Origin of the sequence: Acinetobacter sp. 766875, from assembly GCF_000582055.1 — a bacterium.
Lineage (GTDB): Bacteria > Pseudomonadota > Gammaproteobacteria > Pseudomonadales > Moraxellaceae > Acinetobacter > Acinetobacter nosocomialis.
Genome location: NZ_JEXX01000001.1, coordinates 116,183 through 135,704, shown reverse-complemented (window position 1 = coordinate 135,704; position 19,522 = coordinate 116,183). Strand labels below are relative to the sequence as shown.

At 37.6% G+C, this 19,522-nt stretch carries 17 protein-coding genes and 1 pseudogene; 9 read left to right on the top strand and 9 right to left on the bottom strand.

What is annotated here, in order from left to right:
• Positions 1–174 precede the first annotated feature (174 nt).
• From J576_RS00595 to J576_RS00575, 5 genes are all read left to right on the top strand, one after another.
• Positions 175–1,146 (top strand): class 1 fructose-bisphosphatase, encoded by a 972-nt coding sequence (locus J576_RS00595; protein ID WP_002052522.1) that lies wholly within the window; start codon positions 175–177, stop codon positions 1,144–1,146.
• Between the two features lie 57 nt (positions 1,147–1,203).
• A complete protein-coding gene (locus J576_RS00590) occupies positions 1,204–1,980 on the top strand; it encodes a TrmH family RNA methyltransferase (RefSeq protein WP_002052861.1) in 777 nt (258 codons plus the stop codon).
• Positions 1,981–2,139: 159 nt separating this feature from the next.
• On the top strand, positions 2,140–2,754 hold the full coding sequence (locus J576_RS00585) for an RNA polymerase sigma factor (RefSeq protein ID WP_000362317.1): 615 nt from the start codon (positions 2,140–2,142) through the stop codon (positions 2,752–2,754).
• Positions 2,744–3,064 (top strand): hypothetical protein, encoded by a 321-nt coding sequence (locus J576_RS00580; protein WP_002052599.1) that lies wholly within the window; start codon positions 2,744–2,746, stop codon positions 3,062–3,064. The genes J576_RS00585 and J576_RS00580 overlap by 11 nt, the downstream gene beginning before the upstream one ends.
• Positions 3,054–3,443, top strand: coding sequence for a DUF3106 domain-containing protein (locus J576_RS00575; RefSeq protein WP_002052406.1), 390 nt, complete (start codon positions 3,054–3,056; stop codon positions 3,441–3,443). The genes J576_RS00580 and J576_RS00575 overlap by 11 nt, the downstream gene beginning before the upstream one ends.
• Before the next feature lie 84 nt (positions 3,444–3,527).
• On the opposite strand, the gene J576_RS00570 is transcribed toward J576_RS00575, so the two are convergent.
• The 4 genes from J576_RS00570 to cxpE form a co-directional block, all read right to left on the bottom strand.
• Positions 3,528–5,957: a CSLREA domain-containing protein gene (locus J576_RS00570; protein ID WP_002052876.1), complete on the bottom strand. Its 2,430-nt coding sequence runs from the start codon at positions 5,955–5,957 to the stop codon at positions 3,528–3,530.
• A 15-nt stretch (positions 5,958–5,972) separates the two neighbouring features.
• On the bottom strand, positions 5,973–7,826 hold the full coding sequence (gene rbtA, locus J576_RS00565; protein ID WP_002052731.1) for a rhombotarget A: 1,854 nt from the start codon (positions 7,824–7,826) through the stop codon (positions 5,973–5,975).
• Between the two features lie 324 nt (positions 7,827–8,150).
• Entirely contained in the window at positions 8,151–8,849 is a 699-nt protein-coding gene (gene hda, locus J576_RS00560) for a DnaA regulatory inactivator Hda (protein ID WP_001249536.1), read from the bottom strand.
• Positions 8,850–8,869: 20 nt separating this feature from the next.
• Positions 8,870–10,063, bottom strand: coding sequence for a chloramphenicol efflux transporter CxpE (gene cxpE / locus J576_RS00555; RefSeq protein WP_002052735.1), 1,194 nt, complete (start codon positions 10,061–10,063; stop codon positions 8,870–8,872).
• Positions 10,064–10,198: 135 nt separating this feature from the next.
• Between cxpE and purM the strand changes: the two genes are divergently transcribed.
• Together purM and purN are read left to right on the top strand one after the other, a co-directional pair.
• A complete protein-coding gene (gene purM / locus J576_RS00550; RefSeq protein ID WP_000071984.1) occupies positions 10,199–11,269 on the top strand; it encodes a phosphoribosylformylglycinamidine cyclo-ligase in 1,071 nt (356 codons plus the stop codon).
• Positions 11,266–11,895: a phosphoribosylglycinamide formyltransferase gene (gene purN, locus J576_RS00545; protein ID WP_002052470.1), complete on the top strand. Its 630-nt coding sequence runs from the start codon at positions 11,266–11,268 to the stop codon at positions 11,893–11,895. Before purM ends, purN begins: the two co-directional genes overlap by 4 nt.
• Positions 11,896–11,959: 64 nt before the next feature.
• Here the strand turns inward: purN and J576_RS00540 are convergent, their stop codons facing one another.
• Together J576_RS00540 and sppA are read right to left on the bottom strand one after the other, a co-directional pair.
• Positions 11,960–12,769 carry an alpha/beta fold hydrolase gene (locus tag J576_RS00540; RefSeq protein WP_002052584.1) on the bottom strand — a complete coding sequence of 270 codons (810 nt, stop codon included), beginning with the start codon at positions 12,767–12,769 and terminating at the stop codon, positions 11,960–11,962.
• Positions 12,770–12,788: 19 nt separating this feature from the next.
• Entirely contained in the window at positions 12,789–13,805 is a 1,017-nt protein-coding gene (gene sppA, locus J576_RS00535; protein WP_002052797.1) for a signal peptide peptidase SppA, read from the bottom strand.
• A 132-nt stretch (positions 13,806–13,937) separates the two neighbouring features.
• Here sppA and J576_RS00530 point away from each other — a divergent pair, with 132 nt between their 5' ends.
• Positions 13,938–14,921 (top strand): lysophospholipid acyltransferase family protein, encoded by a 984-nt coding sequence (locus tag J576_RS00530; RefSeq protein WP_080746702.1) that lies wholly within the window; start codon positions 13,938–13,940, stop codon positions 14,919–14,921.
• Here the strand turns inward: J576_RS00530 and J576_RS00525 are convergent.
• The 3 genes from J576_RS00525 to J576_RS00515 form a co-directional block, all read right to left on the bottom strand.
• Positions 14,874–17,306: a DNA internalization-related competence protein ComEC/Rec2 gene (locus J576_RS00525; protein ID WP_033855452.1), complete on the bottom strand. Its 2,433-nt coding sequence runs from the start codon at positions 17,304–17,306 to the stop codon at positions 14,874–14,876. The genes J576_RS00530 and J576_RS00525 overlap by 48 nt on opposite strands.
• An 83-nt stretch (positions 17,307–17,389) precedes the next feature.
• Positions 17,390–18,076, bottom strand: coding sequence for a lipoprotein-releasing ABC transporter ATP-binding protein LolD (gene lolD / locus J576_RS00520; RefSeq protein ID WP_002052552.1), 687 nt, complete (start codon positions 18,074–18,076; stop codon positions 17,390–17,392).
• Entirely contained in the window at positions 18,069–19,304 is a 1,236-nt protein-coding gene (locus tag J576_RS00515; RefSeq protein ID WP_004707458.1) for a lipoprotein-releasing ABC transporter permease subunit, read from the bottom strand. Before J576_RS00515 ends, lolD begins: the two co-directional genes overlap by 8 nt.
• Before the next feature lie 137 nt (positions 19,305–19,441).
• On the opposite strand from J576_RS00515, the pseudogene J576_RS20535 reads away from it, so the two are divergent.
• A pseudogene (locus tag J576_RS20535) lies at positions 19,442–19,522 on the top strand (PilZ domain-containing protein); the annotation flags it as partial.

The window sequence follows — 19,522 nt, the reverse complement described above, 5'->3', positions numbered from 1 at the left end:
TCCTAAATATACATTCCTTTGCTATGCAAACAACATACCACGTAAAATGGGGCTTGTAAGCATAAATGCAACACAAATAAAGTAAGATAATTTTTATTTTCCGGCATTCTCATCTAGAATATGCCACGTATTTATTTGACTCATTTTGATGCTTGCGCACAGGAGCGTTTTTTTATGTCCAACCTCACATTGTCCCAATTTTTACAACAAGAAAAAGGGAACCTTACACCTGAGTTGGCCCAAGTTATCGACACGATTGCGACGACTTGTAAAACCATTGACCAAGCCCTACAAAAAGGTGCATTGGCTGGAATTTTAGGTAGTGCAGGTAATGAAAATGTTCAAGGTGAAACACAGAAAAAACTTGATGTGATTTCTAATGACTATTTAATTGATGCTTTAAAAGTTCATCCTCACGTAGGTGGTCTTGCGTCTGAAGAACTTGATGATTTTACACCTGCGCAAGAAAACGGCGAATACTTGGTACTATTCGACCCATTAGATGGTTCAAGTAATATTGATATCAACATGTGCGTAGGAACAATCTTCTCGATTCTCCCTGCAAAAAATGCAGTTACACAAGCGCAAGATTTCATGCAAGCAGGTACTCAACAAGTCGCTGCTGGTTATGTGTTATATGGCCCATCAACAATGATGGCTTTAACAGTTGGAAATGGTGTAGCTTTCTTTACTTTAGATCCAGAAACTCAAACATTCTTACTTACTACAGAGAATATTCAAGTATCAGCAGATACTCAAGAATTTGCAATTAACGCATCTAACCAGCGTCATTGGGAACAACCAGTGAAACAATATATTGAAGAGTTACTTGCAGGTAAAACATCTGTACGTGAAAAAGATTTCAATATGCGTTGGGTAGCATGTATGGTGGGTGATATTCACCGTATTTTATGCCGTGGTGGTATCTTCCTTTATCCATATGACTTAAAAGACCCGAAAAAAGCTGGTCGTTTACGTCTAATGTATGAAGCTAACCCAATGAGTATGCTCATCGAACAAGCAGGTGGTTCATCAACTACAGGCCGTGTTCGTATTTTAGATATTGAACCAACAGAGCTTCACCAACGTGTTCCGGTAATTATCGGGTCTAAAAACGAAGTTGAACGCGTAACAAGCTATCATTAATAATTAAATTATAGAGGGCGTCATATAGTATGATGACGCCCTTTTGGATATATCCTTATGGCGGTTATTTTTTTAGAATCAAAAGACAATGCAAAAATTAAACATTTGCGTGGTTTAATTGAACTCAATAGCGCCCGAAAAAAGCATCAACAAACGGTTCTTGAAGGTACTCACCTTTGCCTAGCTTGGTTACAACAACAGAAAAAACTCTTTTCTTTGTTTACAACTGAACAAGCCTTAGAACATCCCGATTTAAAGAAAATCATTGAACTTCACCAAGGTCATGTCTTTATTATTAGCGAAGTTTTATATAAAGACTTAAGTACCTTAGGTAATACCCTTCCTTGCTTAGCTATTATTGATTTGCCTAAAACTGCATCAACGATTGACTATAACGTAGACACTCTAATTCTCGAAAATGTACAAGACCCAGGTAACGTAGGTACATTATTACGGTCTGCAGCAGCAGCGAATATTAAACAAATTATTTGTACACAAGGCTCTGCCTCACTTTGGTCTCCACGTGTTTTAAGGGCAGGTATGGGGGCACATTTTAGCCTGTCTTGCTTTGAAAACTTTCACTTGACCGATATTCTTCCTAAATTCGATATTCCTGTTTTCGTTACAAGCTCTCATCGCTCGACTAGTCTTTATTCAAAAGATCTTTCAAAACCATGTGTTTGGATTTTAGGCAACGAAGGACAAGGCGCAAGTGATTACGCTTTAGAGCATGCACAATCAGTAACGATACCGCAACCAGGTGGTCAAGAGTCGTTAAATGTAGCAATTGCAGGATCAATTTGCTTTTTTGAAATGGTTCGCCAACGCCAATAAAACGTTAATTTATTTTACATCGCTCATATTTGTGAAAAAAATCATTTACACTACTAAAAAATAGCCGATTGTTGTCAACCTCCCACCTCTTTTCAACGTTATATAAGAGATATATTGAAGATAAGGTGGGTACGTCCAATGACAGGATTTTCCATCTCCATGGATTTAGCACCGAAAAAGTCTCGATCGGAAGCATCTAGTGTTCATGCCAGCACGGCTGAACAACGCCTAAAGGTTTTTATGCAAGATGTTACTGGACGTGCTTTAGTGATGATGGAAAGTGCTACCCAAGGTCAACAGGGCATTGCCATGGACTTGGTTCAAGAAGCATTTATTGCTTTACACAAGTCTTACGCCGATCGAAGTACTGAAGAATGGTATCCGCTGTTTTATACCATTCTAAACAACAAACTTCAGGATTGGCGCCGCAAAGAAGCTCGTCGAGCAAATCCATTTTCATTCTTCAAAAAAGTTAGTCTAGACAATGATGATGAAGAAATCATTGATATTGTCGATGAAAAAGCAATCAATCCAGCAGATTTTCTAGATCAAGCAGTGACCATAGAAGAAATTCAGGAAGCGATTGCAAAACTACCTGTTCGTCAACAACAAGCTTTCATGTTACGTGCTTGGGAAGGTTTCGATACCCACACCACAGCGCAAATTATGAACTGTACTGAAGGTAGTGTAAAAACCCATTATCATCGAGCAATTCAGGGACTTAGAGAGTACTTAGCGCATTTAAATCCCATGGGAGGTTCTAATGAATCATGATGATTTCACTAAAAAGGTGACGTCTAAACTCGATAGTTTGGCCCATCACCATAAAAATAAAACAGTGGTGATGAATCATGTGCTTGACCATATCCAACAAAAACCAGCCTCTTTTTATAGTGTCTGGAAAATGACTGGTTTTGCACTTGCAGCAGCAATTACTGGTTTTGTTATTTTACCTAATTCGGTAGATATGATGGATAAGCCACAAAATCAAGTGGTTGTAAATCCTAAATTATCACCACAAATGGTGGAAGATTTAGAAATGCTGATGGTGTTGGGTGAGGATAAAGTTCAACATGGTAGCTAAAAAGTTAGCACTTATCCTTTGTTCATTAAGTTTCCTGCAAACCAGTTTTGCGGGTTTTGAACGTTTCTGGATTTTTTCTAAAGATGCCAATACTCAAGTAGATGATACTTGGAATGCTTTGTCTGAAGAAGAACAACGAGCAGTAATTAAACGCTATCAAAGCTTAAAAGAATTACCAGCAAACCAAAGCGCTAATCTGCAACAACGTATGGATTGGTTCAACCAACTTCCAGATGCAGAAAAACAGAAAATGCGTGAAGCTTGGCAAAAAATGAGTACACAAGAACGTAATGATTTACGTCAACGCATGCTCAAAGCAAGTGCTGATGAAAGAACCGCTATACGTGAAGAATATATCAACAAATATTTAGAGCACTAAAAACTGTTTTTTTTAATAATGTGCCATTCAAAAATCTAACAAGAAATAAAAAAAGCCTCCTATGGAGGCTTTTTTTATTTATGCTTATTTACGGTAACGTCTATAGACAATCAAACTTAGCAAGGATGCCAGAGAGAAAATTCCAATACTTCCTCCACCTCCACTTCGAGAATCATCTGTTGTAGTTGCTGTACTTACTAAATTAATCGTTCCTGCTTTAGCTGAAATAGTTCCATCTGCATCATAAACATAGTAAGTCAATGTATCATTGAAGGTGTTAAATACGTTACTCGCTTGAATATAGATGTTACCACCATAGCAAGTATTACCGCTATCATCTTTAGGACATGGCCCTTCTCGATCTGCTTTGACTACCTTGAAAATACCATCCTTTGAAGTTTTACTTGGTATATAAATCGGTAACTCTACACCCTGATCATTCACCCAAAATTTAGGTTTATTTGGCTTTGTCTTAAGTGTACTTGTAGGACCATCTCCATCATCATTCGCATACTGTAATAAATTCAAAGGAATGACTTCATTTGCTAAATATTTAAAAGTTACAGTTCCATCACCAGCAACTGGTGGGATATTATCAAATCGGGCTTCTAATAACCCAGATGATTGAGTAGTGCCATCTTTACTGCTAATTGTATATTTACAATAGTTATAATCGCCTGCTTGGGTAATAATATCATCTGAACGATAGAATATAATTTGCTGTAAAGCATCATTCCATTCACAAAAAAGTCCATCATCCTTTTTAATGTTTGTAACTTTATCGTCGATCAATCCTGTACCGACAGTTTCAAGATTAATATTATAATCAGATGTATTAAAGAACTTTAATAAATGACTACTATCTTCATTTGGTAAAGGTAAACCATTTGCCTTTAAGTCGATATAAATTGCTCGATATTTTGCATTTGCTTTAGTTTGATCAAGAAGGTTCTTGTAATTTGCTGAATCGATTTTTAATACATTTAATAAATATGCATAATCTGGATTCAAGATATTCTTCTGAACCGTATCATATTGAGATTGATATTTTGCAAGCAGATCTGTAAGTGACGTATTACCTAAACCTTTTATATCTCCAGCGGTCAGTTTCATTAGTTCAATCGAACCAATATCACAGCTATTACGACCATTTGGTTGATAATATAATTTACTATCGGCAAGGCGTGAAAGTCCGCGCTGGTCGATAGAAGTACATGAGTCTTTACCCTCTGGGTCTACATCTACTAGATTCTTACCACTTATATTATTTTTAGGATAATAAATTGGTAAAAAACCAGTCTCTGGCCCAGCTGAATGTAAAGGTTCTAATAATGAGTCAAAAGACTGGCCTGCTATATCAACAGTTCGATGTGTAGACGTAAGAGCTTCCGTTGGTAGATCACATTTTCCAGCATCATTCGTCAAATTTAATGCGTTAAAAGATAGTATGAAACCAGCATTTTTTAAATCAGTGGCTGGCCCTATAAAATAATGACAGGCATAGGTTCCCGGATTATAACCGATTAAATTAAATCTTAATTCTTTACTTCCTAATGTGTCATATAAAAACGTGGTATAAGCATTATTTTCAACAATAGTATTATTTTTTAAGATTAAACTACTGTTAGCGCTAAGTATGGTTGAAGGATTAGGAGTACCGTTAGGAGTAGCATCACCAGTAAATTTCAAAATACTACCATTTACTGTATTTGCAATATTTTTAGCTATTGTATTAATTGTAAAGGTTGCTTTCGGCTCTCCGCAAAACTCAAAAGTATTATTAGAACTATTTGAACCATTACTCATAACACTAGAAGAGGTAAATGTTACTTCCCGTTTTGTATAGGCTGTGCCATTCCAACAACTCATTGAAAGTACACTTCCAGATGTTGCATTATTACCTTGAATCAAAGAGTGAGTTGCCGACAAATTAACATTATCGCCACCGAGGAAAATAGCACCACCTTTAGACGCTTGCGAGTTCAAGATTTGACTATTTAATAAGGTAACATTACCACCTGCATAAATAGCACCACCAAAGTCTGGTGCTGAACCATTTTCCAAAATAATATTTTGAAGAAATAAAGGTTGTTTATTTACCGCTGTATTAAAGATACGTGACTTACCAGCAGCATTAATTCTCGTCTGTAACGGTTGTAATGCTGGATAATCATTGGTTAAAACACTTTTTTCTGCCCAATTTTTATCTTGATCTTTTTCACCATACCCATAAATCGCAATATCTGCATTTGGAACCAATTCTTTGTTTAATGTATAAGTTCCTGCTTTTAATTGGATTACCTGACTTTTAGAAGTGTTATAGACTGTACATCCATAATCAGATCTTCGTGTTTCAGCAACTTTTATCGCTTCCCTTAACGAACACGCATTAGGGTTTTCACCATCTTCATCTGCAAAAGTTGTCACTTCGATTCTTTGATTTGCTGTATCAGCAAAAAGTGGCATAGCCGCTAGCACAGCTAATGCTAATACTGCTTTTTTATAGTTTTTCATAGTCCTCATCCCTGATTATGACTTGAAACGGCGCAATGCAATTAATCCGAATAATCCTAAAATTAATCCACCACCGACACTTCCCCCACCACCGGTACTAACAGACTTATCTTCAATACCAGATACAGGTTCTTGGACTACGGTTGCTGGAATCGAGACATATTGGAAATCGGTTCCATCATTAAATCTTGATACACTCGTAACGACTTGAATACTAAAAATGTCCGCACCATGCCAGTTTCCATTTGGCGTATAAACCACGTTTCCATTTTGGTCTATGGTTACACTACCTTTAGAGACTGGCGTATCAGTACTTTGTTTTATTTTTAGACAACCTGGTTGCCATTCTTTTCCATCTGGACGGTCACCAAATAAACGCTTACATGTAGCTGGTGTGACCAAATCTGCTTCACTTAAAGAATTTAAAATATTAAATTTTGCAACTTGTCCATATTTAATATCTTGCCCTACTGTTGCGATTTCATTATTTAAAATATATTCAATTGCCCCTAAATCACATAACTCATCATAACCACTACGGTTTTTTCCACGTTGATCAAGTTTCTCACAACTCGCTAAACCAATTGATGAGCCATCACTATATAAACGTCCTTTATTAATAATTAAGGAGTCAGCTAAAGTGTTATAGCTCTCAAGTAATCGTGGTTTAAAAAAGCCAAGGAAACTATCTTTTGGTGTATTAAATGGACATAACAAGCCGTCTTTAGCACTTACATCACATATGCCTTCATCACTATCACCAGCAATTAACTTTTCACTCGTAGGCAAAAGTATATTAGGCAGCTTTGCAGAAGCATTGCGATTACAGTCAGTGGTTACTAAGTTGCTTTGGACAACAGTTTGATCATTTGTATTTGGAGTACAGTTAACCCCATTACCGACTAAAATACTGTTAGAAACAGAAGCATTTCCTTGAGGAGCATCTAAAAATAAACCTGCTGCATTTTTAATCATTGTAATATTATTAACAAACATTCCATCTTTAATGTTTGCAATAAAACCAACTTTATTATGGAAAAAGGTACTATTACTAAAGCCTATGGCACGTACATTTAAGTATCCACCAGTACTTTCATCATCAAATTTTGTTGCGCCATAAAATAAGGCACCATCTGCAGAAGAAACTTCATTATCTCGGACTACAGATTGGGTCACTAAATATAAAGGCTGCTCGCTGTAAATGACGCCGCCTTGGGTTGCTTTATTATTTTGAATCAAACTATTTATGATAGTTACAAAGCCAGCTGTTTGACCTGTTTTCGATAACAATCCTTGATTGTAAATCGCCCCACCCTGATTGGCATATCCACCAATCAATCGAGAGTTTTGAATAGTCAATTTTTCATGGTTTAAAATTAAACCACCTGTTAACACATTAGAGTTTGCGCCTGCACCTTGTAAGTTAAGATCACTTAAGGTGACAGCAAAAGAAGCTTTTTCAACGCTACCATCATCAATTTTAAATAATTGATCTGTACCGACCATTTTGATAGTTGCATTATGAGAACCAGGCTGATCAGTATCAACTAATGTAGAATCATTTTTTGCTGTACTAATTGTAAGGGGAGCTGTAATCGTTATTCTGCTATTTAAGCTATATTCTTGATCGCGCTGTAAAATAATATTTGATGAAGCATCTTTATTTCCACAACCATGATACCCATTTGCATATTTTTCAACGTCAGCTGCATTAGATGAGCCACGATAATTTAGGAACTGTACAGCTTCCCTAAGCGTACATACCGTATCATCTTTATCTTCATCAGCTAAACTTGTCACTTGAATATCAGCAGAATAAGCGTGCCCAGCAGCAGCCAATAATGCAAAAGCAATGCTCCGTTTGAGCATACCCTTCTCCTTACCTATTTTTTTCATTTTTCTTTGTCAATATTGCAAAGTGTCCACTTTTGCAATCGCATCCTTTGTGCGTACTTTGTCACAGGAATCAGAATTTCTCAAGATATTTTGATCGGCCTATCCGGTCATTTTGTTCATATAACTTTATAAATATTTGGTTATTTAAGCATCTATTGATATATGAAAATTTTCTTAGAAAAAAATTTAACAATACACTTTAAAGTTAAAAGCATAAGTATTTAATAGTTCATTATTTTTTTAGCAAAAAACCCAAGTTCACCCCAACCAAAGAAATAACGAGATGTATGAAACAATTTATTGTTGGTACTCATCAATTAAAGCATAAATTTGTCTTAACGTTGCATTTGAAAGCTTAGTCTTCTCACCTTTAAGAAGTTTTTCTAACTGTGCTACGGTTTGTAATAAAACAGAAGCTTGATGCGGCCCATGTAAAAGTAAATAGTCGACAATCTGCTGATCGAAATGGATACCACGTCTAGCCATAACAGAAGTGACTAAAGCATAACGGTCTGCGTATAAACTTCCACTTGGCACTTTTACACTGACCGCTTGGGTAAGACGTGATTGTAAGTCTGGTAACTCGAGTTTTAATTCAATCGGCGCAACCCGTGAAGAAAATACAAGTTGTCCTTCATGGTTATTCATTAAATGAAACACAGCTTTTTGCCAGTGCGGCACGCCACTAATAGATTCAATATCATCTAAAGCAACTAAATCATAATGCTCTAAACAAGTAATTGCCTCAATCGGAGCATCAAGAAGTTCCAACAGTGAAACTTTTATTGCTGACTTGCCTACTTCTAAATAAGAATCACAAATCGCTGAAAGCAAATGACTCTTACCTGTTCCAGCTCCACCATAGATATAAAATCTATTGACTAGACCTGCATGTAGTTGACGCACTGCATCGACTACATGCCCCCAACCTGGTCCCGAAAAATCACTGATTCGGGCATCAAGTTGAGGTTCTATATCCAGTTGGAGTTGACGCATATAATGAATTGGCCTTGAAATTATTTCTGATCTGAAAGATTTGGTGTATCTGTATCTTGCTGTGTTTTAACTTCAAGATCAAGTTTAGTATTTTCAGTTTCTACATGAATTTGCTGAATATTACCCTCTTGCACAAATAATTCCGAATACGCACCATAAAGGCTACTCTTTTCATAGTTATCCCTTAAGTGCTTTAAGAGTACAACAATGACCGCAGCCACTGGTAATGCGATGAGCATTCCTAAGAAACCAGCAAGTTGCGCGCCTGCCAAAACAGCAAATACAACAGCAACTGGTGAAAGACCAATTTTATCACCGAGTAGGAATGGTTGTAGAATATAGCCTTCTACAGCTTGACCAATCATAAAAACCACACCAACGAGTAACAAGTGAGTCCAGTCCATTCCAAACTGAAATAGACTTGCAATAATGGCTGCAATAATGCCGACTGCAAATCCCAAATAAGGAATAATACTGGCAAGGCCTGCGACCATACCAATAATAAGTCCAACCTCTAACCCAATTAATTGTAGACCTACCGCATAGACCACACCGAGCAAAAGCATAACGAGGAACTGACCTTTAACAAATGCTCCTAAAACACTATGACATTCACGAACGATTTGTAAGGTAGTGGCTTCATATGGTCGTGGGATGAGACGACGTAAGTTCTGCAACATACGGTCCCAGTCTAATAAAAAATAAAAAGCGATAATTGGAATTAAAACGAGTGTTCCACCAATCTGAATAAAATTCAGACCTGATTGTGCAAGCTTTAATAAAACAGCCTGAATGCTATCGGCACTGTAATTGGTCTGGACATAATCCATAACCGCTTTGGACATTTGATCAGTATCGATTTCCATTTGTTGGACATGGAAGGTCGAAGAAATCCAAGGTAGTAGCTCTGCATTAATCCAGTGAATTCCAGCAGGGATACTATCTCGAGCATAAACAAGTTGCTTCCAGATGAGTGGAACCAAATACCATAATGCAACAGTTAAAGTTACACCGATACCGATAAAAACGATGCTAATTGCCAACCAACGAGGGAGCTTAATTTTTACTAGAACATCGACAAGTGGACTGAATAAATAAGCCAGGAAAAAAGCACCAAGAAATGGAATGACCACAGGCTTGAGCAAGTATAATACCCATACCAGCAATACAATACCTGCGAGTAAGAAAATACGGCGCAGTATACGATCTTGCATAAAATCTAGCCTTTTTTGATTTAATCGTTATAAATGGAAAAATATTTTTATTAAAGATAGCATTTTCGAGCATAAATAACATAAGAGTTTCGTATATTCAGGTTATAATCTGCCGCCAATGCGGAGACTTCATTTATGAGCAACTCAACTTCTACCCCAAATACCGGTTTAAGCTACAAAGATGCGGGTGTTGACATTGAAGCGGGCGACGCACTGGTCGATCGTATCAAGTCAGTCGCTAAACGTACAACTCGTCCAGAAGTAATGGGCGGACTTGGTGGCTTTGGTGCACTATGCAAAATTCCTAAAGGTTACGAAGAACCTGTTTTGGTTTCTGGAACTGACGGTGTAGGTACTAAATTACGTTTAGCACTTAACCTTAATCGTCATGACACAATCGGCCAAGATCTTGTCGCTATGTGTGTTAACGATCTTTTGGTTTGTGGTGCAGAACCATTATTCTTCCTCGACTATTATGCAACTGGTCACTTAAATGTAGACGTAGCTGCAAACGTAGTTACTGGTATCGGTAAAGGTTGTGAACTTGCAGGTTGTGCACTTGTAGGTGGTGAAACAGCTGAAATGCCTGGTATGTATGAAGGTGAAGATTACGATCTTGCTGGTTTTGCAGTGGGTGTTGTTGAGCAAAGCAAAATTATTGATGGCTCTAAAGTAAAATCTGGTGATGTACTTATTGGTGTTGCATCAAGTGGTGCTCACTCAAATGGTTATTCATTACTACGTAAAATCCTAGATGTTAAGAACGTAGACTTAACTCAAGTGATTGATGGCCGTCCTCTTGCAGATGTCGCAATGGAACCAACACGTATTTATGTAAAACCAGTTCTTGAGCTTTGCAAACAAGTTGATGTGCATGCTATGGCACACATCACTGGTGGTGGTTTACCTGGTAACTTACCGCGTGTATTACCAAATGGTGCTCAAGCTGTCATTAATGAAGCTTCTTGGGAATGGCCAGAATTATTCAAACTTCTACAACGTGAAGGTAATGTAGAACGTTTTGAAATGTACCGTACCTTTAACTGTGGTGTAGGTATGGTCATTGCAGTTGACGCAAATGATGCAGAAAAAGCAATTGAAGTGCTTAATGCTCAAGGTGAAAAAGCTTGGAAAATCGGACATATCCAAGAAAATGCTGAATCAGTGGAAGGTGCAGACGAAAAAATTCGTGTGATCTTTGAATGATGAAAATTGCTGTTCTAGTCTCTGGGAACGGCAGTAACTTACAAGCCTTGATAGATGCACGTCTATCAGGGCAAATTGTAGGTGTATTGTCCAATAAAGCCGATGCTTATGCCCTAGAGCGTGCTCAAAATGCCAATATCGCAACAGCGGTAATTTCGCATAAAGACTTTCCTAGTCGTGCCGATTTTGATGAAGCGATGCATCAGCAACTTATGGCATGGCAAGCTGATATCGTTATTTTAGCTGGCTTCATGCGTATTTTAACTGCAAACTTTGTCGATAAATGGCAAGGTAAAATGCTCAATATCCATCCTTCACTATTACCCGCTTATAAAGGTGTTAATACACATCAGCGTGTATTAAATACGGGCGATCGATTGCATGGTTGTACAGTTCACTTTGTAACTTCTGAACTTGATGCTGGTCAAGCAATTGCTCAATCTGCAATTGAAGTCAAAGAACATGACAATGTTGCTTCTTTGGCAGAACGTGTACATAAACTTGAGCATTTTATTTATCCTCAAGTTGCAGAATGGTTATGTAATGGCCAGCTGACATGGAAAGATGGACAAGCCTATTTCCGTAATCAAATTCTTGAACACCCTATTCGTTTTGCATCTTGGTAAAAGATTTGCTCAACGTAAGTAAAAAAAGGACATGCATGCATGTCCTTTTTTTATAAAAGTCTTATTAGCGTGAATTGCTATGAATAAGCTTCTTAATATAATTCACTGTATCAATTGGATGCTCTAGAGGGAACATATGCCCTCCTTCAACCACACTAAATGGAATTCCCATTTTACGCTTTGCCATTTGAGGAAAACCTCTTTTTAAGAAGGCACTCTCTTTACCCACGACTAGATGTACAGGCATTTTCGGTTTTGGCATAGGTAGCCACCACCAAGAAGGATTTTTACGGAATATCGCAACTTCATCTTCACGAGAAATAGTTAAAGTAACACCGCCACGAACTGGATCTTCTTTTAAAGCATAGTCAATATAGGCTTGAAAGCAGTCTTCATCAAAGTCTTTATAAAAACCTTTTGGACGTAACAATGCAGCGGCTTGCTCACGAGACTCCCAATGCTCACGACGACGTGCAGATAAACCCGCAGGTGTCATGTCATCGACTATTTTAGGTTTAAATAATTTTGCCATATGAAAAGCAAAAGAGTATCGACCCAAAATAAGAGGCGGATCTAGCATAATTACTTGTGAAAAAAGCTCAGGGCGTTTAAAAGATGCCATTAAGGTTAAAACTGAACCTAACGAATGACCAAGTCCAATCACCTTGCGCCCCTTCGCTTGGCGTACAATACTATCAATCACCTGATCAACCAAAAAAGGCCAGTGATTGGTAATCGGATAACGTTTGTCAGGCCCAATGAGTGGAACATAAATTACGTCATACTCATCTTTTAATTGATCAAACAACTTTTGATACACCTTAGACGGCACGCCATTGGCATGCGCAAAGTGTATAACCGGTTTTACTGACATACCGTTATCCTGATTTAAATTATTGTAGCTTTGCGTCTTGGCTCGTCTGTAAACGTTGAGCAACTGACTCACTTAAACCTTTACCCATTTCTGCTCCCATTCGACCTAAAATAGATTGCAGTGGATTACGTTCAATTGTGTAGTCAACTTTATTATCAAGCTTCAGTTCACGCATCAAGCTCGTAATGTTACCTGAGCGGTCAGCGACACCCAACTGGATTGCTTGCTCGCCAGTCCAGAAAAGACCTGAGAAAATAGCAGGATCATTTGATTTTAAGCGTTTCCCGCGTCCTTCTTTCACTGCATTAATAAAATGAGTATGGACATTATCGAGTACAGATTGAATATGCTCTCGTTGTACAGGATTAATCGGTTTTGTCATACTTAAAATGTCTTTATTGGTGCCCGCTGTCAAAGTACGGTCTTCAATTCCAAGTTTTTGAGCTAAACCAGTAATGCCATAGTTCGGCATAATGACACCAATTGAGCCTACCAAACTTGATGGATTCACAATAATTTCATCAGCCGCAGAAGCAATATAATAAGCACCTGAAGCACCCATATCGCCAATCACTGCATAGACTTTCTTGTCAGGATGTTCTTTTTTCAAATAGCGAATTTCTTGCCAAATTTCATCCGACTGAACAGGAGAACCGCCAGGAGAATTAATATTAAGTGCAATTGCTTTGCTATTTGAAGCTTCAAAGGCGCGTTTAAGCGCTTTATTCGTATCTTCACTATTTACTGCTTGATTGCTTGAAGCATCAATGGTTCCAACAATATCAACCACAGCCAGATGAGCACTGCTACTACTTGCTGCTGAGCCTTCTTTGCTGGTCGAACAACCTTTGCCCATTAACACAACAATGAACAATAGATAAATAAAAGTAAGTGTTTTAAAGAATATACCCCAGCGACGACTACGGCGTTGTTCTTCTACAGAAGCCAGCACAGCTTTCTCAAGGATTTGCCATTCCGGTCCGTTCTGTTTAGAGGTTATAGGTTCATTTTGTGGTTTTGGTGGCCAATCGGACATAAAATTCCAATCCAAATCAATCGAAATGATGTCATTATATACGTTGATTTGATAAAAACTGTCTAAATAATATGATTTCATTTATAATATTTTTGTCTTTTTTTACTTGTTGTTTCCTCCTTACTGCTATAGATGACCAGACCAGATTCAAAAAGCATGAACTATCAATTACTCAAAACATTTAGCCGACTACCTATTCAATTTGGGCGTTCTATTGCTCGTCTATTGGCTGGCCTTGTAAATACTTTAAAAATTACTAAAACTTCAAAAAGTATAGAGCTTAACTTAAGAATTGCACTGCCCCACTTAACACCACAGCAACGTATAGCAATTACAGAAAAAGCTGTACATAATGAATTAACCTCATATTTCGAGTTTTTAAGTATCTGGGGTTCATCTAATGAAGAGAATATTGCTCGTATCCATCGGATAGAAGGCGAACAATACTTTCACGATGCTTTAGCAGCAAAAAAAGGTGTTGTACTCATTGTTCCTCATTTTGGCACATGGGAAGTCATGAATGCATGGTGTGCTCAGTTCACAGCAATGACTATTTTATATAAACCAGTCAAAGATGATGATGCTGACCGTTTTGTACGAGAAGCTCGCAGTCGTGAACAAGCAAATCTAGTCCCGACCGATGAAACTGGTGTAAGACAAATTTTTAAAGCACTCAAACAAGGTGAAACTACAGTAATTTTGCCAGATCATACTCCGAACATTGGGGGAGATATGGTGAACTATTTTGGTGTGCCACTTGCTTCAAGTAATTTAAGTGCAAAACTCATCCAAAAGACTAAGGCAAAAGCTTTATTCCTTTATGCGATCCGTAATGAAAATGATGGTTTTACCATGCATATCGAACCAATGGATGAGAAGATCTATGAAGGAACTGCAGACGATGGTACTTATGTCATCCATCAGGCAATTGAGCAACTCATCCATAAATATCCAGAACACTACCACTGGAGCTATAAACGCTTTAAAGCAAACCCAGCTTTAGACAATGTTTATAATATTGACCCTTCAGAAGCGATTAAAACCGTGAATAGGCTCAAGGCTGAAGCTTTAGGGAACTCTACGCAACCAGAGGCGCTCAAAACGTCGGTTGTGTAAAATCATTTTTTGGTTTTCCAGAACAAAACTTAACGTTCCTTGCTCTACTGTACTTTTAAGTGGGATATGAAGGGCTTTTAAACGATTGATAACCTCTTGGCTAGGATGGCCATAACGGTTATCAACCCCTGCCGATGCAATTGCCAGTTTTGGTTTTAGGGTTGCTAAAAAATCATAAGCCGAACTGTGCTTGCTTCCATGATGACCTAATACCAAAACATCTACTTTTAAACTTGGATAGTCTTTTAACAATTCGTATTCTGCCTCCCATCCCGCGTCTCCCATAATCAGAAAATTTTGGTAATCACTAATTCCTTTAAAATGCAGATATACCACACAGGAATATTGATTCTGTTCAGAATGGACAAAAGCTAAATCTTTTTCTTTAGGCCATAAAATTTGAATATCTAATTCAGGATATTGCCATTGTTGACCTTGATGACAATACTGAAATGGCTGCTTTAGAGTAGTGGAAGATTGCTCATTTGAGAGAACCTGCTTTATAGGAAACTCCTGCTGAATGACAGGAAAAGCCCCACTATGATCTTGATCAAGATGGGAGAGCACAACACGATCTAATCGCTTCACTCCTTGTTGGCGTAAGAATGGAACTACAACATTTTGACCAATACTAAAGATCTTTTCATCATAAGAACCACCTGTATCAATTAACCAGTTTTGTTCAGGCTGCTGTAAGAAAATAGCTTGCCCCTGCCCAACATCTAAAATATGAAGTTGAATTGGTTGGTTCGTTTTATTCACAACAATGAGAGGTAAACAACAGAGCATTCCCCATGTTTTTGGCAAAATGCCTTTAGGCAAAAATAAAATAAGGATGCCTAAACTCACTGCGAATAAAGCCAGTGGCGTCAAGCTTATACCTTGTAGTGGTAAAGACAGTTTTTCTAATAAGCCTAAACAACTCAGCAATATATTGAGCAAGATATCATTGAAATAAAAAAGCATGTTTCCAAATGGTTTAACAATAAACCATGTACAAGCAGCCAGGATATTTAAAGGAACAATAATCCCACCAACGATAGGCACCGCAACAATATTGGTTAATGGAGCAATCCAAGAAATTTGTTGAAAGAAAAGTAAGGTTAAAGGACTCAATGCAATAAAGATTTTGCCTTGAGACTCAATTAACACCTTAGTCATAAAAATCATTTTCGAGCGTAAGCTTAAAAAATGTTGATCAGGTATTTGAACTATAGTTTGATAAATTCTTAATAAAATAAAGCATGCCCCATAAGACAACCAAAAACCTGCAGACAAGACACTAAACGGGTCCATGAGTAATAATAAACTTGCGCTGTATACGAGCAACGCAAATGGTTTAAGAGGTTGTTTTAATACTATAAAAGAAATAAATATAAAGACTGACAACAATGTCCGTAATGCAGGAATTTCGAAACCCACAAAAGCTGTATAAATTAAAACACCGAAACAGCATGGTATAGCCATCAAAACTTGTTTGGGTTTCCATAAGTAAATTTGAGGATAATAACGGCAGATGACTTGATGACAGAACCAAGACAACATGATGGCAAAAATAAGTACATGTGGCCCTGAAATCGCTAACAAGTGAGCAATTCCCAATTGTTTAAATTGTATTTGGGTCTCATCTGATAAAAGGCTTTCATCACCAGTCAGCAAAGCTAAAATTAGTCCTTTTTGATGTAGTGAAGAATTTTGCAATAGATGCCTAAAATTTAAGCGCAGCTTTTCTATATTTATTTGAAATCTATTAAAAAAGGACTGCTGTTCTCTTGAATGCTGTTGATATCCCAATCGATAAATTTCATCACGGCTTAAAGGCTCAATATGCTGAACAATAAAACCAGACATTATATTTCGCTGAATAAACCACTTTTCCTGATCAAAAGCTCCTGCTGTGGCGTAACTATGAGCAGGTTTTGTTTTTCCAGATAGTCGATAGTAATGGCCTAATTGAAGTTCTTGATTGCTCTTCAACACACTTTGATTATCATTTTTTAAATACAGTAGCCAATTTACCGGATCTTTAGATAGGTTTAATACTTGAGCATTTTGTTGAACTTTATTGTCTTTTTCTTCACTTAGTTGATTTATATAAACAATAATATCGAGATTTTTTGAATCCATTTCTCTTTGTTGTAAGCGTTCGACCAACGCATTCTCGGCATATTGATACCCCACAACAAAAAGGCTGGCTGCACATAACAAAGAATACATTGCCTTTAAAAATGGTCGGCTAACGAATACTGAGCGTTTAAAAAGATAGAAAATAAAAGCAAGTAACAGCAGAGCTTTGCCTACTTTTCCATATTGCATAATTAAAGGTAAATTAATGCCCATCAATGCAATACCACCAACCCACCCCAATAAAATAATTTTAAGCATTTAAAATCTTGTCGTTATCATTTTAGGGGCAAAATTAAAGCCCAACTCAGTGGGCTTTAACAATGTGATTTAATGACAATTTTTTAAGAACCGCTTACCCACAAACCATCTTCCATATGCAAGATAGAATCTGCTGCCTGAGCTAATTGCTCATCATGGGTCACAATGAGCATCGCCATATTTAGTTCATTCTTCAAGTCGGTAAGTAATTGGAAAATACCTACAGCTGTTTTACGGTCCAAATTACCGGTTGGTTCATCAGCTAAAACGACCGCAGGCTTAGTCACCAATGCTCGAGCAAGAGCCACACGTTGACGTTCACCACCAGAAAGTTCACCTGGTTTATGGTCCATACGATGAGATAACCCAACTCGATCTAACAAATACTCAGCCTGAGCCTTAACCGACTTATATTGACTGTCCGCTCGAAGCATTAAAGGCATTGCCACATTTTCAAGCGCACTAAATTCAGGCAATAAATGGTGAAACTGGTAAACGAAACCTAAATACTGATTACGTTGAAAACCACGTTCTGCTTCACCTAAGTTATCAAAGCGCTGACCATTTAAAAAGACTTGGCCTTGAGTCGGTTGATCTAAGCCACCGAGTACATGTAACAAAGTACTTTTACCTGAACCACTTGCACCAACAATAGAGACAAACTGTCCTGCTTCAACTTGTAAAGAAAGACCTTTAATGACTTCAACCTTAGATTTACCATCATCAAAATGCTTATAAATATCTTTTGCTTCTAGAACGACTTTACTCATAACGCAATGCCTCGGCAGGTTGAACTTTGGCTGCACGAAGCGCCGGATAAATTGTTGCCAAGAAACTTAAGAGTAAAGAAACAATCACGATAATTGTCACGTCTTGCCATCTTAAGTACGAAGGTAAGTAATGTACAAAATAGGCATCGAACAAATTAAGTCCAAGAACATTATTAAACCAAGAAATAATATCACTGATCGTAAGTGCCAAAATTACACCTAAAACCGTGCCCGCAACTGTACCAATCACACCAATCACTGTACCTTGCACCATAAAGATTTTAGTAATCATGGATGGTGACGCACCTAAAGTACGTAAAATTGCAATGTCCGATTTTTTGTCAGTTACCACCATGACCAAAGACGAAACAATGTTAAATGCAGCAACCACAATAATCAGTACAAGTAATAAACCAACTAATGTTTTTTCCATTTGAATGGCATTAAACAAATTACCGTGTGTATAGGTCCAGTTCGTTGCGTAGAAATTGCTTGGCAAGTTTTTCACAATATCATCGGCAACTTGAGGTGCAGCAAAAATATCATCCATTTTTAAACGGACGCCTTGAGCACCATCAGGTAAACGCAATAAAGTCGATGCATCATATAAAGCAATGTATCCGACCATTGAGTCCACTTCAGCACCTACGCTGAAAATACCAACCACTTTAAAGCGCTTAAAACGAGGAACAACACCTGCTGGAGATGGCGTTGCTTCTGGCAATACTAATGTCACACTGTCATTTAGACGTAAACCAAGTGAATCGGCCATGTCTTTACCAAGCACAATACCGAACTCACCCTTTTTAAGTGAGTCGAGGCTACCCGCAACAATATGATTTTGAATGATAGACACATTCTTTTCATATTTCGGATCAATACCCGTCACCATGATACCAGCCACTTGCCCTTGAGCAGTTAACATACCTTGTAATTGAGTAAAAGGTGCAACTCCAGTCACATGGGGATGATTTTCAACTCGTTTAATCAGCTCAGGCCAATCCGTAAGAATTTGCGTTGAAGAAACTGTCGCTTGCGGTACCATTCCCAAAACACGATTTTTCAATTCGCGGTCAAAACCGTTCATTACAGAAAGTACCGTGATCAGTACAGCGACACCAAGTGTCAAACCGACCATCGAAACCAATGCAATAAAAGAAATAAAATGATTACTGCGTCGTGCGCGAGTATATCTCAACCCTATATACAGTGAGATTGGTTTAAACATACCTTCTAAATCCAAGGTCATTGATGGAAAATAGAGAAGTGCGATCCACACTTCTTATTTAGCCATATCGTTAGATGCTGTATTAAGGTTTAAAAATCAGTAAGTTCTGACCTACCCTTAACAATCCTAATATTATATTGCTGCGCTATTTTCTACTACTTAAGATATGAGATCAATTTGATCATGCATTTAGCTACGAATTAGAACAATTTAATGAA

Bases quoted from the DNA above. Each gene is read 5' to 3' on its own strand.
- J576_RS00595 (WP_002052522.1), top strand. From the start codon at position 175: ATGTCCAACCTCACATTGTCCCAATTTTTACAACAAGAAAAAGGGAAC.
- J576_RS00590 (WP_002052861.1), top strand. From the start codon at position 1,204: ATGGCGGTTATTTTTTTAGAATCAAAAGACAATGCAAAAATTAAACAT.
- J576_RS00585 (WP_000362317.1), top strand. From the start codon at position 2,140: ATGGATTTAGCACCGAAAAAGTCTCGATCGGAAGCATCTAGTGTTCAT.
- J576_RS00580 (WP_002052599.1), top strand. From the start codon at position 2,744: ATGAATCATGATGATTTCACTAAAAAGGTGACGTCTAAACTCGATAGT.
- J576_RS00575 (WP_002052406.1), top strand. From the start codon at position 3,054: ATGGTAGCTAAAAAGTTAGCACTTATCCTTTGTTCATTAAGTTTCCTG.
- J576_RS00570 (WP_002052876.1), bottom strand. From the start codon at position 5,957: ATGAAAAACTATAAAAAAGCAGTATTAGCATTAGCTGTGCTAGCGGCT.
- rbtA (WP_002052731.1), bottom strand. From the start codon at position 7,826: ATGCTCAAACGGAGCATTGCTTTTGCATTATTGGCTGCTGCTGGGCAC.
- hda (WP_001249536.1), bottom strand. From the start codon at position 8,849: ATGCGTCAACTCCAACTGGATATAGAACCTCAACTTGATGCCCGAATC.
- cxpE (WP_002052735.1), bottom strand. From the start codon at position 10,063: ATGCAAGATCGTATACTGCGCCGTATTTTCTTACTCGCAGGTATTGTA.
- purM (WP_000071984.1), top strand. From the start codon at position 10,199: ATGAGCAACTCAACTTCTACCCCAAATACCGGTTTAAGCTACAAAGAT.
- purN (WP_002052470.1), top strand. From the start codon at position 11,266: ATGATGAAAATTGCTGTTCTAGTCTCTGGGAACGGCAGTAACTTACAA.
- J576_RS00540 (WP_002052584.1), bottom strand. From the start codon at position 12,769: ATGTCAGTAAAACCGGTTATACACTTTGCGCATGCCAATGGCGTGCCG.
- sppA (WP_002052797.1), bottom strand. From the start codon at position 13,805: ATGTCCGATTGGCCACCAAAACCACAAAATGAACCTATAACCTCTAAA.
- J576_RS00530 (WP_080746702.1), top strand. From the start codon at position 13,938: ATGACCAGACCAGATTCAAAAAGCATGAACTATCAATTACTCAAAACA.
- J576_RS00525 (WP_033855452.1), bottom strand. From the start codon at position 17,306: ATGCTTAAAATTATTTTATTGGGGTGGGTTGGTGGTATTGCATTGATG.
- lolD (WP_002052552.1), bottom strand. From the start codon at position 18,076: ATGAGTAAAGTCGTTCTAGAAGCAAAAGATATTTATAAGCATTTTGAT.
- J576_RS00515 (WP_004707458.1), bottom strand. From the start codon at position 19,304: ATGTTTAAACCAATCTCACTGTATATAGGGTTGAGATATACTCGCGCA.